The sequence below is a fragment of the Enterococcus sp. DIV1279b genome (genome assembly GCF_050531515.1).
Taxonomy (GTDB): Bacteria; Bacillota; Bacilli; order Lactobacillales; family Enterococcaceae; genus Enterococcus_D; species Enterococcus_D casseliflavus.
Window position 1 is genome coordinate 3,550,330 of the sequence record NZ_CP172891.1, and the last position, 15,485, is coordinate 3,565,814.

Below are 15,485 nucleotides of genomic sequence, written 5' to 3' on the forward strand. Positions count from 1 at the left end.
ACGGGGGCTATTTCCGCTGGTGGCGGAAATAGCGAGGGCCGTCTATTATTGCAAGCGATCTTCTGCTGTCTCGATTTGTTGGTTCAACGCGTCGGCGGCATTTTTAGCTTCTGTTTGTGCTTTTTGTTCTAATTCGCGGGCTGTTTGTTGCTCCGCAAATTTTGTTAAGGCATCAACGGTGATCAAATCATCATCGTCATCATCCATATCACGTAGTTCGATCTCTGCATCATCGATATCTAGGACACGCATGTCTAGACCCAGTGATTGCAATTCTTTTACTAATACGCGGAATGATTCTGGTACACCTGGTTTTGGAATTGGTTCCCCTTTGACGATCGCTTCGTATGTTTTCACACGACCAACCACGTCATCTGATTTGTAGGTCAAGATTTCTTGCAAGGTGTAAGCAGCACCGTATGCTTCCAGTGCCCAAACTTCCATCTCTCCGAAACGTTGTCCACCAAATTGGGCTTTTCCTCCCAATGGTTGTTGAGTAACCAATGAGTAAGGTCCAATGGAACGGGCATGCAATTTATCATCGACCATGTGGGCCAATTTGATCATGTACATGACACCAACGGAGATACGGCCATCAAATGGTTCGCCGGTACGTCCGTCGTAAAGCACTGTTTTGGCATCGCTGGCCATTCCTGCTTCAGCAACGGTTGCCCAAACATCTTCATCGCTGGCACCATCAAAGACTGGTGTTGCCACGTGAATGCCTAATTGACGCGCAGCCATTCCTAAGTGTAACTCTAATACTTGTCCAATGTTCATCCGAGAAGGTACCCCTAATGGGTTCAGCATGATATCGACTGGTGTGCCATCTGGTAAGAAAGGCATGTCTTCTTCTGGCATAATGCGAGAAACGACCCCTTTGTTTCCGTGACGTCCGGCCATTTTATCCCCTTCATGGATTTTCCGTTTTTGAACGATATAAACGCGAACCAGCATGTTCACACCTGGTGACAATTCATCGCCAGCTTCGCGGGTAAAGATTTTGACATCGTGGACGATTCCGCCGCCGCCGTGAGGCACACGTAGAGAAGTGTCACGCACTTCGCGGGCTTTTTCACCAAAGATTGCGTGCAATAAACGCTCTTCTGCTGAAAGTTCCGTTACCCCTTTTGGCGTGACTTTCCCAACAAGAAGATCGCCATCTTTGACTTCCGCACCAATGCGGATAATCCCCATTTCGTCTAGGTCTTTCAATGCGTCTTCCCCAACGTTCGGGATTTCGCGAGTGATTTCTTCAGGTCCTAATTTTGTGTCGCGGGCTTCTGATTCATATTCTTCAATATGGACAGAAGTGTAAACATCATCTTTCACCAAACGACGGCTCATGATGATGGCATCTTCATAGTTGTACCCTTCCCAAGTCATGAATGCGACTAAGACGTTTTGTCCTAGTGCCATTTCGCCTTGTTCCATAGATGGGCCATCTGCTAAGATGTCGCCTTTTTCCACTTTTTCACCAAGTGCTACTAATGGACGTTGGTTGTAGCTGGTTCCTGAGTTTGAACGACGGAATTTGGTAACAGAATAAACGTCCAATGCGCCATTGTCACGACGAACGCGCACTTCGGCTGCATCCACGTATTCTACGATCCCATCATGTTTACATAACAAAGCAGCTCCTGAGTCATGTGCTGATTTGTATTCCATACCAGTACCAACCCAAGGTGCTTTCGGATTGATCAATGGTACAGCTTGCCGCTGCATGTTGGCACCCATCAAGGCACGGTTGGAGTCATCGTTTTCCAAGAAAGGAATACATGCGGTTGCGACTGCGACTACTTGTTTTGGTGATACGTCCATGTAGTCGACTTTATCGATCGAAACTTCCAAGTTTTCAGAAGTAGCACGTGCCATAACAACGTCGTTTACAAAAGAGCCGTCTTCATTTAACAAGCTGTTTGCTTGGGCCACAACGTAGTGGTCTTCGGTATCGGCAGTCAAGTAATCGATCTTATCAGTAACACGGCCTGTTTCGCGGTCAACTCGACGGTATGGGGTTTCAATGAAGCCATACTTGTTGACTTTGGCATAAGAGGCCAAGCTGTTGATCAACCCGATGTTTGGTCCCTCAGGCGTTTCGATCGGACACATACGGCCATAGTGGGAATAGTGAACGTCTCGGACTTCATAGCCGGCACGGTCACGGGTCAAACCACCAGGTCCTAAGGCAGATAGACGACGTTTATGGGTCAACTCACCCAGTGGGTTTGTTTGGTCCATGAACTGTGACAACTGAGAAGAACCAAAGAATTCTTTGATACTTGCGACAACCGGACGAATATTGATCAATTGTTGCGGTGTCAAGGTTTCGGTGTCTTGGATCGACATCCGTTCACGCACGACACGTTCCATCCGAGCAAGCCCGATCCGGAATTGGTTTTGCAATAATTCACCAACAGAACGAATCCGACGGTTTCCTAAGTGGTCGATGTCATCGACATTGCCGATGCCTTCCATCAAGTTGAAGAAGTAGCTCATTGAAGCAATGATGTCTGCTGGACGAACCGTACGTGTAGCAGTATCTGGATAGCCATTACCGATCACGTTGACTTCTTGTTCTGGATCTTTTGGTGAAAAGACTTTGATGACTTGGACGGTCATTGGTTCGGTAACGACCCCATCTTCTGATGGATAGTACGTTACACTGTTTAGGCCATTATCGATAAATGCGCCTAGTGTTTCCATGACTTGGTGAGTCAAAACAGTGCCTTTTTCAACAATAATCTCGCCTGTTTCAGGGTCAACCAAGGTTTCTGCTAAGGTCAAGTTCAATAGACGTGTTTTCAAGTCTAATTTTTTGTTTACTTTGTAACGACCAACATTTGCTAAGTCGTAACGTTTTGGATCGAAGAAACGTGCGTTCAGCAAACTACGTGAGCTGTCTGCTGTTTTTGGCTCGCCTGGACGAAGACGTTCGTAAACATCTTTCAATCCTTCTTCGGTACGAGAATCGCTTGCGTTTTTATGCAAGTCTTTTTCGATCGTGTTGCGCAATGATTCACTGTCGCCGAAAATTTCAAAGATCGTGTCATCAGAACCAAACCCTAGGGCACGGACTAAGACCGTCAAAGGAATTTTACGGGTACGGTCAATCCGTACGTAAGAGATATCTTTGGCATCAGTTTCCATTTCTAACCACGCACCGCGGTTAGGGATAACAGTTGAACCAAAGCCTTCTTTGCCGTTTTTATCGACTTTGCCATGGAAATATACACCTGGAGAGCGGACCAACTGAGAAACGATAACCCGTTCTGCCCCGTTGATGATAAAGGTTCCTTGTTCAGTCATTAATGGGAAATCACCAAAGAATACTTCTTGGGATTTGATTTCCCCGGTTTCACGGTTCGTCAAACGCAAAGTAACATGTAATGGTGCCGAATAGTTTGCATCATGGGCACGGGCTTCTTCTACTGTATACTTTGGTTCTTTCAATTCATAATCCACAAATTCTAGGGACAAGTTACCGTTGAATCCTTCGATTGGCAAAATATCTTCAAACATTTCTCTTAGGCCCTCATCTAGGAACCATTGGTAAGAGTCGGTTTGAATTTCAATCAAATTCGGTAATTCTAATACTTCACTGATCCGTGCGAAACTTCTACGTTCGCGATGCTTTCCGTATTTTACTACGTGTCCAGCCAAGCTCTTCACCTCTTCATAAAGTCTTTCAAAAAGGCTATCCGATTATTTACAAAACTGTAACAAATATTAAATATAGGTTACAGAAAGCATTTTTTGCGGCTTTTAGGCAAAAAAAAACCAAAAATAGAACGGATGCATTGGGCATTTTCTACTTTTGTTTCCTTATTCCTAAGCCGAAACGGACAATATTTCGTTTCTGCTTTTTTCGTTCAGATAGTTTTTGCAACTCCTTATTATACAGATGAAGTACTTTTCTGTCAAGCTTTCATTGGAAGTTACAATACTTTTCTGACGCACCCATTTCCTAAGATTTTCTAAAGAAAAAAACGAACCGAGTGCGGACTGTTTTTCGTAAGAAACTACTTTGCTTTTTGCCGATTTCTTGCTATGCTAACGAAAACGTTACACGTGAAACATTAGGAAGGATATCCTTATGACGACAAAAGAAAAAATACTGACCTTATTACAAAAAGAAGATACTGTACTGTCCGGAGAAAAACTAGCCCAAGCCTTTTCGATCTCTCGTACAGCAGTCTGGAAAGCCATTAAAGAACTTGAGAAAGAAGGCTATCATTTCGAACACTTGGCCAACGGCTATCGCTTTGTCTCCGCTGACCGCTACGATCAAGCAGCACTTGCAGCCGCCTTGCCGATGATCCCCACGATTCAAATCAAGGATGCTGTTGAGTCCACCATGAAAGAAGCCAAGATCGCCGCTTTGGACAGTGGACTGACAACCCCCGCCCTTTTTTTGACCGAAACGCAAACAGGCGGTCATGGTCGCTTCGAACGACCATTTTTCTCACCGAAAAAACAAGGGATCTACATGAGCTTGCTCTTAAAACCAAACCAAGCGTTTCAAGAATTGCCGCAATATACCGTTTTGGCAGCGGTGGCAGTCGCAGAAGCCATCGATGCCCTTCTAATGAAGGAAACGGCCATTAAGTGGGTCAACGATCTGTACTTAGATGGAAAAAAAATCTGCGGTATTTTATCTGAAGCAACCAGTGACTTTGAAACAGGCCGCATTACCTCGGTTGTAATCGGTATCGGCATCAGTTTTTCGATTCCGCAACAGCAGTTTCCAGCAGAGATTCGGGAAAAAGCGACCTCACTCTTTTCTGGTGAAGAGTATCCAACCTTTTCTCGAGCCGCGTTGATTCAAGAAATTTGGCGTCGGTTCTTCCAATTATTGGCGCAACTGCCTGACATGGATTATATGGCCCGCTATCGGCAGAAATCCTTCGTTTTGGGCCGCACCGTTCAGTTTACACAACAAGGTGTGACCTATGAAGGAATCGCCAAAGACATTACTAACACCGGTGAATTAGTGGTGGAAACAGCAACGGAGCGCAAGGTGCTTTCTTCTGGAGAAATCAGTTTGGAACGGTATTGATGCTGAGAAAAGTCGCAAATCCGCTTGCTGATTCGCTGCTTTCGTAAGGAATCAGTCAAGCATAAATGCTCCATAAACAGACCTGCTTATTCCGAGGGGTCATACAAAAGAACAACCTAGGCAGCTCCCCTTTCTATCGGGTTTAGCTACTGTCACCACAACTTTACTGTTGCAATCAGGATCGCAGAGAAAGCGAGCCTCATCTTTTCATAATAAGTAGGATGCTTGTTCTTTTATCATGTCTTTTCTACAGTTTTTATGCGCTCTTTCATTCCCCACATAAAAAAGATCGACCTGCTCTTTCAAGAGCCGGTCGATCTTTTCTTTTACAGCAATTGCCACAGCAGGCACAAAAGCAAGCCCAAGGCATAGCTGCTGTTGAATAAAATCATGTTTTTAATCGAATAGCCGAAGCTACGTGGGTGGGGCAGGCTGGCTTGATGTTCTTTCAAGTTTTGACGGATTTTTGGCAGTGTCAGAAACACGAGCAAAATCGGCCATTGAAAGAGGCCAAATAAGAGGCCCAATAAAATAGCGGCATAAGACGCCAACATCATGCCTTGAAACAGACGGATACCTGCTTCGCGACCGATGTAGTACACCAGCGTGTAGCGATGGTTTTCGATATCAGCTTCCAGATCCCGTAAGTTATTGGCTAACATGATGTCAGCAATCGTGAAAATCAACGGCAAGGATGCCAACACGATGGCACACACAGCCCAGAGATTCCCCACTAAGCCAAAGGTTCCGTTCGCAAAATCCAGTGCCAGATAAAACACTTTTTGATCAATGGTATTGATATAGATCGTGATGGCAAAAATCCCTAATCCCATCGTTACACCGCTGAACACCTCGCCTAAAGGCATTCGCGATAACGGAATGGGGCCAAAGGTATAAAAGACCCCGATAAAACAAACCACCAGCCCCATCACTAGCAGCAGCCAGCCGGTAACAAAGGTCAAGTAAAGACCGATCAGTAAGGTTCCTGCCAGCATCGCAAAAATCAGATTGCGAACAGTAGCTTCTGAGATGTTTTCGCGCCCGATCACATTGTGCTGGTATTTGTAGGTCTCTGATTTGGCTTTTTTGAAATCCATATAATTGTTGATGGACGTCGTCGTCAAATCAAACAGCAGCATCCCCAGAAAAAAAATCACAGTATTCAACGGATGAAATTCATGAAAATACACCAACGAGAACAACACACCCATAATGAAGGGGAAGACACTCGCCACCTTGGTGCGGATCTCCACCACTTCTAAAAACACTGAAAGAGACATCTTTCACTCCTCCTATTCTAAATCAGCACGATCACCCATCGTGTAGCCTGATTCCTCTGAAAGCTCAAAGGTATCTTTGATGCCGTCTGTTACGTACACTTTATCTTCTTTTGTGATAAAGATCGCATCGGTTCCCTTTTCGGTATGCTGTTCGATATAAGCCAAGCCTTCTTTGACTCCTTTATCAAACGCCACCGTAGTCAACCCGTCACCATCGATGGATTTGTCAGTGATCACAGTCACACTTGCTACATCGCTATCGTAAGGATAGCCAGTCTCAGAATCAAAAATATGGTGATACGTTTTGCCGTCTACTTCTAAGTAGCGTTCGTAGATCCCTGAAGTAACTACTGTTTTATTGGTTTCTTTGATACTGCCGATAATCGAGCCGCGAGATTTGTTTGGATCTTGGATTCCGACATTCCATGGCTCATCTGCACCGCGGTTGCTATGACCTAACACATAGACATTCCCGCCCAAATCGACGATCGCGGAAGTCACGCCATTGTCCTTCAGCACTTTGACGACTTCATCCGTGATGTAGCCTTTGGCGATCGCCCCAAGGTCAAGGATCATGTCCTTGTCTTTTAAATACACCGTGTGGTCTTCGTCGTTAAACTCGACTTGTTCATAATTGATATGTTTCAACGCTTCATCGATCTCAGATTGCTCTGGCTTGCGGGCATCATCAAAGCCGATTCGCCATAATTGGGTGATCGCACCGATGGCCATATTAAAGCCGCCTTCTGATTTCACACTATAATCATAGGCTTCTTTCAACAAATAATAGATATAATCTGAGACCTTCACTGGCTTGATGCCAGCTTGCGCATTGATTTCATCGATCTCTGACCCTGCTTGGTTGATGGTGATTTTATCGCCTAACTCTCTGATGCGGTCAAAGGCAGGCTTCATAGCGTCCTCTTTGCCTTCATCATAAATGCGAATCCGAGTATACGTACCTAATAAAAATTCTTCTTGAAAATATGGTTCTTCGCGCAGCGTCGTTGCTTCCTGATCACTGCCACAGGCTGCCAACATTGTGCCTAAAAAAACAAACATCAGAAAAAACGTTACTTTCTTTTTCATGATTTTCCTCTTTTCTATTGTCTTCAACCTTCATATAATAGCCTTTTTTTGGCAGAATGAAAAGGGGCATTCCGTGATTCCTCAACGTATTTTAGGAATCCTTAATCGAACCTTTTTTTCTTTGTAAAAAACAGTTCTTTTTTAAAAAAACCTTCCCACCAGATTGCTTCCTTTTGCACGAACTTGCTTTTTTGACCCTGTTGCCCACGAAAAAAAGACAGCACTCAAAACGAATGCTGTCCTCTTCATGGAAAGAAGTTGTGATTATTCAGTAACGAAGTTATCCACTTCGATTGTTGTTTGGTCGCCTTTTTCAGCGGCATTCAACAATTGTTGTGCATAGATAACAAAGCTGTGGAAGCTGTGGGTTGCCCCTGAAACAACATCCATGTCTGCCACAGAGCCGTCTTCGGCATTGACTGCAGAAACAAAGGCTTCATTGAAGTTTGGAATAAACTCTTCTGGACTTGTACCAGATTTTGCTTCCATGTTTTCGTTGTATGATGCATCATCTTTTTTCGACTCGCCTGCTTCGTTTAGGTAGTCGTAGTTTGATTCAGAGATTTTGCCGTCAGCTACAGTCATTGAGAAGACTACGCGGTAACCGTTTGAGTAGTTCTTTTCTTCTAATGTATAGGTTCCGTCTTTCAAGTCTGCACCATTGTCGATTTCAATGGTTTCCGTGTTGCCTGCTTGCGCCGCTTGAATCAATTGTTGTGCATAGTTTTGGAAGGAATCAAAGGAATGAGTCGCGCCAGAAACTACTTCGATTGAAGAAGGGCTTTGTGCGGCAACTAACTCTTCATTGAATTTAGGAATAAATTCTTCTGGGCTGATGCCTGCTTTTTCTTTCATTGTTTCATTGTATTCCGTGTTTTCTGTTTTTGATTCGCCATCCGCATTGACGTTGTCATATTTTGATTCAACGATTTTGCCGTCTTTGACTGTGATCTCAAATGTGACACGGTAGTCGTTTTTATAGTTCTTTTCTTCTAAACGATACGTACCATCTTGCATTGGCTCGCCTGCAACGACGGTTGCTTCTGAGCTTTCTGTAGTTGCAGAATCGCTTGCAGAAGTTTGTGATGTACTTTCACTAGTTGACGAAGAACCTGTATTGTTGTCGTCTGCTCCGCATCCCCCTAACAATAATGCTGCGAATGAAAATACCGCCATACCTACAATCAATTTCTTTGCTTTCATAATTATCCACCTTTTACTTGTTTATTTTCCCCACAAAAAAGTTTGTGATACATCTAACATTGTAAAGTAAATTTACGAGATGTCAACCGCTTCCTTTCCGCTTTTTCAATAAAAAATGACTTATTTTTTGATTTTCGCAAGTTTTCACGAATTTCAGGAAATATGCGTTTTTTTCATCAGAATCGTTAGACAAATGAACCATTTGTCTATATAATAGGAACGATTGTGTAATTATTATCATAGATTATTTTTATTAAGGAGAGATTTGCAATGGCAAAGAAAAACATTGTCGTTGTCGGTGCCGGTTATGCAGGCGTTTCTGCTACGAAGTACATGGCAAAGAAATTGAAAAAAGACAATGATGTTGAGATAACATTGATCGACCGTCACTCTTATCATACGATGATGACTGAACTGCATGAAGTCGCTGGAGGACGTGTAGAACCTACCGCAATTCAATATGACTTGCAGCGCTTGTTCTCACGCAAGAAAAATGTTCGTTTAGTAACCGATACAGTAACTGGGATCGATAAAGAAAATAAAACCGTCCAAACAAAATTAGGCAGCTATTCATTTGACTACTTGATCTTAGGGATGGGTGGCGAACCGAATGACTTCGGTACACCTGGTGTCAAAGAAAATGGCTTTACTCTATGGTCATTTGACGATGCTGTCCGCATTCGCGAACACATTGAAAAAACTGTCGCAAAAGCAGCGATCGAACCAGATGCAGCATTACGTAAAGCAATGTTGACGTTTGTCGTTTGTGGTTCTGGATTTACTGGGATCGAAATGATCGGTGAACTGATCGATTGGAAAGATCGTTTAGCTTCCGATTATAAATTGGACCCAAGTGAAATCAGCTTGAAAGTCGTTGAAGCAATGCCAACGATCTTAAACATGCTTGATCGTAACGATGCAGCCAAAGCAGAACGTTACTTGAAGAAAAACAATGTTGATCTTGTCTTGAATGCACCAATCGTTGAAGTTGCACCTGACCACATCAAACTAAAAGATGGTTCAACGATCCCAACCCACACATTAATCTGGACTGCCGGCGTCAAAGGAACTAGCGATGCTGCTGATTTCGGTTTAGAAACCGCTCGTGGTTTCCGTCTAGTTGCCAATGAGTACATGGAAGCAAAAGGCTACGAAGACAAAAACATCTATATTATTGGTGACTTGGTTTACTTCGAAGAATTCCCGAACACACCAACACCACAAATCGTGCAAGCAGCTGAACAAACTGGGCACACTGCAGCAACGAACATCGTTTCAGCCATCAAAGGCGGCGAAAAACATAAATTCAAAGGAAACTACCAAGGATTTATGGTTTCCATCGGTGCCAAATGGGGCGTGGCGAACTTATTCAATAAGATTCACCTGAGCGGTTTCTTAGCGATCATTATGAAACATATCGTTAACTTGAAATACTTCTTTGATATTCGTTCTGGTTACTACATGTTCCAATACTTGATGCATGAAATCTTCCACATCAAAGATGACCGGACAGTCGCTCGTGGTCATACGTCTCGTTACGGAAACGTCTTGTGGAGTGTTCCGCTTCGTATTTTCTATGGTCTTGTCTGGTTCGTTGAAGCCTTCAAGAAAATTTTGGGTACGAATGGGGAAGTCTTCAAACCTGGTACTTGGTTCGGTGAAGGTTCTTGGTTCCAAGGCAACAGCGTTTTCCCTTGGACTTGGGAATACCAAACAGTCGCTGATGCAGCAAGTGGTGCTAGTGAAGCAGCCGATGCAGCAAGTGCCGCTAGTGGTGCCGGTGAAGCAGCCGATGCAGCGACACAAGCCGCACACTTCGGTTTGAGCTATGCCTACGGTGAGCAACCAATGATCGTGATTGAAAAATCACCTGACTGGTTCACAAAAGTTATGCAATTTATCATGCCAAACAACGACGTTGCAATGTTCTTCCAAAAATTCATGGTCTTCTTTGAAATTGCTTTAGCTCTTGCATTGATGGCTGGTCTCTTCACTTGGTTAGTAAACGCAACGACTATCGTTTTAGTGTTGACTTTCTGTATGTCTGGTATGTTCTACTGGGTAAACATCTGGTTCATTCCAGTTGCATTTGCCTTGATGAACGGTTCAGGACGCGCAGTCGGTTTAGACCGTTGGGTAATTCCATGGTTGCAACGTACCCTTGGAAAATGGTGGTACGGTACCCCTCGCTCCTTATATGGCAATAAATAAGCCAGCAAAATAGAATACCTGTACGACTTCATGAGACTAAGACATTCTGATTTTCAATCAGTGTCTTGGTCTCTTTCCAAGTACAGAACTTTTTCTTGATCGTCCTTGCACAGAAATCGGTGGATTATTGAGGATTCAGCTAGTAGAATCTTGTCTTCTTATGCTAGAATGAGACACATCACATGAAAGAACAGGAGTCTTTTTTGATGAAATTAAAAGAATTTATCCGCGATGCCCATTTAAAACCATGGGATGGCGTCATCATACTTGTTTTGATCCTCAGCTCTTTTTTACCGATTTTTATTTTTGGCCAGACGCAAACAGCGGACAAAGAAGCCGTCTTGCGGGTCGATGGGACAGAAATCAAGCGTTTTGACTTAGTTGAAGGTCAAAAAACGTACACCTATCTTTATGAAGATGAAGATGGCGATACCAATTTACTGGAGATCGAAGGGGATCGGATCCGAATCAAGGAAGCCGATTGCGGCGACCAGATTTGTGTCCGCCGTGGCTGGGCCAGTAAAAATGGGGAAACCATCGTCTGTCTGCCTCATAAATTGGTGATCGAAATCCAAGCCGCAGATGGGAGTGAGACCGACGATCTAATCTATTGATCGTTTGCTTATGAGTCGATTACAACGAATAATTTTCATCTCACTGCTGGTCGCCCAAGGGGTCGTGATTGGTTTAGTTGAAAATATGATCCCTTATCCATTTGCCTTTGCGCCTGGTGCGAAACTAGGTTTGGCAAATTTAATTACCATTATTGCTTTGTTCACCATGCCAAAAAAAGACAGCTTTCTCTTGATTTGGCTAAGACTGATCTTAACGACGTTACTAGGAGGAACGGTTTCGACCTTCTTATATAGTATGAGCGGTTCCTTATTGAGCTACTTTGGGATGTCTTTGGTGAAACAGTTGGGGCCTAAGCGTGTCAGTATCATCGGCATTAGTGCGGCCGGCGGGTTCTTACACAACGTCGGACAGTTGATCACTGCCTCATGGATCGCTCAATCTTGGAGCGTGATGCTCTACTTGCCGGTCCTGTCTTTCTTTGGGATCTTGTCCGGGATCGCTATCGGGATCGCCGCCAACTACTTGCTGCGCCGTGTCGAAACACTGCGCCGTTTTCAAATTGATTATGAACGCCAGACCAAAGTCAAATGGCGCTCGGATTCAGAATAAAGGAGTTAATTATGAAACTTCATTCCATGTGGCAAGAGTATCCAGCACTGCAAGCTGACTTATCTGCCTCCTTGCAATTGATGGAAAAATCATTAAAACTAAAAAACAAAGAGGTCGAACAAGCGATCCTGTCCATGATCCATTCAGGTGGGAAACTGCTGCGTCCTGCTTATCAGCTGCTCTTTTCTGCTTATGGCAGCGACAAAGATCGTGAAAAAGCCGTCGCATTGGCGGCCTCGATCGAAATGCTCCACACTGCCTCGTTGATCCACGACGATATCGTCGATCATGCGGACACCCGCCGCAAGCTGCCGACCATTCGTTCCGAATTTGGCAACGATGTCGCTGTCTATGCTGGTGATTACCTCTTCGTCTGCTGCTTTAAATTGATGGCGGATTATGCCAGCTCCATGAAAAGCTTGCAGATGAATTCCCGTAGTATGGAAAAAATCCTGGCCGGCGAATTAGGACAAATGAGCAAACGATACGATTTGTCCGTCACTGTCGAGGATTACTTAGAAAACATTCGCGGCAAAACCGCTGAGTTGTTTGCTTTAAGCTGCTTCATCGGGGCTTACGAAAGCGGCACCTCCTTGCGCTTTGCCAATCAAGCCCGTGAGATCGGTGAAGCCATTGGCCTTGCCTTTCAAATCATGGATGACGTCTTAGATTACAGCCAAGATGCGGCTGCTTTAGGAAAACCAGTATTGGAAGATGTTCGGCAAGGCGTCTATTCCCTGCCGCTGTTGATGGCACTGAAAAGTGACCGCCAACAGCTGCTCCCATTGCTGGAAAAACAAGACGCCATGACGGACACCGACACCCACGAAGTCTATCGGATCGTCCAAGAAAGTGCTGGGATCGAGGAAGCCAAGAAACTCGCAGCCGACTATACGAAAAAAGCTTTGCAGGCGATCCAGAAATTACCTGAGACCAAAGATGAAACCAAAACGTATCTTTACCAGATCACTGCTCAGATCCTAGGGCGAAGCAATTGATCTAATGAACGAACACCAAAAAGCATGGTCGCAGACAAAAGCGATCATGCTTTTTTAGTTGAGCAAGGGAATCCCTCATGAACTCATTTCTCTTTGGGCAAACACTAAATCTGCAGCAACATAGGAAGAGGTAAAGGTTTTGCGGTATTGGTTTGGTGTATAGCTGGTTTCACGTTTGAAGATCCGGGCGTAATAACCCGCATCATCATACCCCACTTGTTCAGCGATAGCAGCAATGGAATCCTCCGTAGTAACCAGCAGCTTTTTGCTTTGTTCTATTCGATAAAACGTCAAATATTTAGTAAAAGTCATCCCAGTGGCTTCTTTAAAAATCCGGCTGATATAGTTGCGATGCATGTGGCTGAAAGCAGCAAGGACATCTAAGGTGATCGGCTCTTGATAGTTGAGATGGATGTATTCAATGATCTGATTGACTTGTTCAGCAATATTATCAGTGATCGCTGACGTGGAATAGTGCAATAGGGAAATTTGATTCAACGAGAGAATACTACGGTGGATACTGTGCTGAAGCTCTTGCTTGCTTAAAGGCCGCACTAAGTAATCGATGGCTCCGCAGCGCAGTGAGCGATGAAGATTGTCGAAGTTCTTCGTCTCATCAATCAAAATCAGTTTGATGTTCGGCTGTTTTTTCATGACTTCGGCTGTCCAATAAAAAGGATCTTCGGCCTCATTAGAGATTGACAAGATGAGGATATCAACGTGTACTTTCCCAGCGATCGCTACCGTTTCAGCCATTGTCCAAGCATCTTGCAAGAGCGTGGCGTTAAAAAAATCTTTTCTGACCACTTGTTTTATCTGATTTCGTTCCTTTTCATCTGGGGTGGAAACTAAAATGTAGCACATGAAAGCAGCTCCTTTCCGTGTTCTCTTTTTCAAATTATACCATGTTTAATCATTTATCATTAAGTTTATTGCTTTTTATGAACAATAACAACACATGTTAAAAATATAACAATCTTGGATAAAATTGTCCTGAAACAGCATAGAACCCTCCTAAAGAAAACGCTTACTTTCGCATATAATTAAAGTATAAAAAACAAGGAGGATGATTGATATGATGACAGAGACAAAGATGCACAGTCCCTTAACACTGGTTGATTCCTTAATGAAACAAGCGTCAGACGCCCAAGAACTTTATCGTACTGCCTCGCAAGAAACGGTTGATTACGTGGTGGGAAAAGCTGCAGAGAAACTGACCAGCCACTCGATGCACTTAGCAAAATTGGCACAGAAAGAAACCGGCTTTGGAAACGCAGAAGATAAAAACATCAAAAATTTATTTGCTAGTGAAATATTATATAACAGTATCAAAGATATGCCGACGGTTGGAATCGTAGAAGAAATTCCTGAGAAAAAGATGCTAAAAATCGTTGCGCCATTGGGGGTCTTAGTTGCTTTGATCCCCTCCACCAATCCTACATCCACCACGATTTTCAAAGTACTTTTGGCATTGAAAACGAAAAATGCAATCATCTTGTCCCCTCACCCCCGAGCGCTGCAGGCAATCAAGGAGACCGTGTCCCTCTTTAAAGAGGTGCTGCAAGCATGCGGATTGCCGATCGATTTGGTTCAATTACTAGAAGAACCGACAATTGAGGATACCCAAAAATTGATGGTACATCCCGATACCGATCTAATCTTGGCTACTGGTGGTAAAGCGATGGTTCGAATCGCATATTCTTCCGGCAATCCAGCAATCGGTGTCGGCCCTGGTAATACCCCTGCACTGCTAGAAAAATCTGCAGATATCGCGAAAGCCGTTGATCAGATCATCCGTAGCAAAACCTTCGATTATGGGACGATCTGCGCCTCTGAACAGGCATTAGTCGTTGAGCAATCGATCAAAGATACAGTGATCTCTGAATTGAAAGCAAATCACGGCTACTTTTTGAATCAAGAAGAGTCTGAAAGGCTGGCTGATTTTATCACCACGGCTGAGGGCGGTCTGAATCCCCGGATCATCGGTCAGCCAGCAGTTAAAATTGCCGAAATGAGCGGTCTGTCGGTCCCAAGTGATACGAAAATCCTCGTTTCGGAACAGACGGTCATCGCTAAAGACAATCCCTATGCGCGGGAGAAACTTTCGCCGATCCTCGCGTTTTATACCGTGGCTGATGCCGAGGAAGGCATTCGTTTTTGCCAAGAGTTGCTAAAGATCCAAGGTGCTGGACACACCGCTGTCGTTCATACCAAAGACGATACCTTTGTTCGTGAATTTGGGCTGGCGATCCCTTCTGCCCGAATCTTAGTCAATACCCAAGCAGCTTTAGGAGCCATTGGAGGCACCACGAACTTAAATCCTTCCTTGACTCTAGGTTGCGGGTCCCATGGAGGCGGCAGTACTTCAGAAAATATCCATGTCGCACAGCTTTTAAACACTCACTACATCGCTTACGATGTCGAAAAATAAAGAACCTAGGTGCTTCAAGATAAGCGGCT

General features: G+C 44.1%; 11 protein-coding genes. 6 read left to right on the plus strand and 5 right to left on the minus strand.

Annotation, left to right across the window (positions count from 1 at the left end; genetic code table 11):
* Window positions 1–45 precede the first annotated feature (45 nt).
* Entirely contained in the window at window positions 46–3,663 is a 3,618-nt protein-coding gene (gene rpoB, locus IGI71_RS16835) for a DNA-directed RNA polymerase subunit beta (RefSeq protein ID WP_008381746.1), read from the minus strand.
* A 433-nt stretch (window positions 3,664–4,096) separates the two neighbouring features.
* Between rpoB and IGI71_RS16840 the strand changes: the two genes are divergently transcribed.
* Entirely contained in the window at window positions 4,097–5,059 is a 963-nt protein-coding gene (locus IGI71_RS16840; RefSeq protein ID WP_430615993.1) for a biotin--[acetyl-CoA-carboxylase] ligase, read from the plus strand.
* Window positions 5,060–5,385: 326 nt separating this feature from the next.
* Here the strand turns inward: IGI71_RS16840 and menA are convergent, their stop codons facing one another.
* From menA to pplA, 3 genes are all read right to left on the minus strand, one after another.
* The gene (gene menA, locus IGI71_RS16845; protein WP_015510612.1) at window positions 5,386–6,339 is read right to left on the minus strand and encodes a 1,4-dihydroxy-2-naphthoate polyprenyltransferase; all 954 of its coding nucleotides are present in this window, start codon (window positions 6,337–6,339) and stop codon (window positions 5,386–5,388) included.
* Between the two features lie 12 nt (window positions 6,340–6,351).
* On the minus strand, window positions 6,352–7,428 hold the full coding sequence (locus IGI71_RS16850; protein WP_430615994.1) for an FAD:protein FMN transferase: 1,077 nt from the start codon (window positions 7,426–7,428) through the stop codon (window positions 6,352–6,354).
* Window positions 7,429–7,692: 264 nt separating this feature from the next.
* Window positions 7,693–8,631 (minus strand): extracellular electron transfer flavoprotein PplA, encoded by a 939-nt coding sequence (pplA, locus tag IGI71_RS16855; protein WP_016608361.1) that lies wholly within the window; start codon window positions 8,629–8,631, stop codon window positions 7,693–7,695.
* Window positions 8,632–8,901: 270 nt separating this feature from the next.
* Here pplA and IGI71_RS16860 point away from each other — a divergent pair, with 270 nt between their 5' ends.
* The 4 genes from IGI71_RS16860 to IGI71_RS16875 all read left to right on the plus strand — a co-directional run bounded on the left by IGI71_RS16860 (window position 8,902) and on the right by IGI71_RS16875 (window position 13,025).
* Window positions 8,902–10,842, plus strand: coding sequence for an NAD(P)/FAD-dependent oxidoreductase (locus IGI71_RS16860; RefSeq protein ID WP_005230327.1), 1,941 nt, complete (start codon window positions 8,902–8,904; stop codon window positions 10,840–10,842).
* Window positions 10,843–11,048: 206 nt separating this feature from the next.
* On the plus strand, window positions 11,049–11,456 hold the full coding sequence (locus IGI71_RS16865; RefSeq protein WP_010748871.1) for a NusG domain II-containing protein: 408 nt from the start codon (window positions 11,049–11,051) through the stop codon (window positions 11,454–11,456).
* A gap of 10 nt (window positions 11,457–11,466) precedes the next feature.
* The gene (locus IGI71_RS16870) at window positions 11,467–12,027 is read left to right on the plus strand and encodes a Gx transporter family protein (protein ID WP_005232987.1); all 561 of its coding nucleotides are present in this window, start codon (window positions 11,467–11,469) and stop codon (window positions 12,025–12,027) included.
* Window positions 12,028–12,038: 11 nt separating this feature from the next.
* Complete coding sequence (locus IGI71_RS16875) at window positions 12,039–13,025, plus strand: polyprenyl synthetase family protein (protein ID WP_164890366.1); 987 nt, start codon at window positions 12,039–12,041, stop codon at window positions 13,023–13,025.
* Between the two features lie 75 nt (window positions 13,026–13,100).
* On the opposite strand, the gene IGI71_RS16880 is transcribed toward IGI71_RS16875, so the two are convergent.
* Window positions 13,101–13,889, minus strand: a complete 789-nt coding sequence (locus IGI71_RS16880) for a response regulator transcription factor (RefSeq protein WP_074934233.1) — start codon at window positions 13,887–13,889, stop codon at window positions 13,101–13,103.
* A gap of 211 nt (window positions 13,890–14,100) precedes the next feature.
* On the opposite strand from IGI71_RS16880, the gene IGI71_RS16885 reads away from it, so the two are divergent.
* The gene (locus tag IGI71_RS16885; protein ID WP_430615995.1) at window positions 14,101–15,456 is read left to right on the plus strand and encodes an aldehyde dehydrogenase family protein; all 1,356 of its coding nucleotides are present in this window, start codon (window positions 14,101–14,103) and stop codon (window positions 15,454–15,456) included.
* Window positions 15,457–15,485 lie beyond the last annotated feature (29 nt).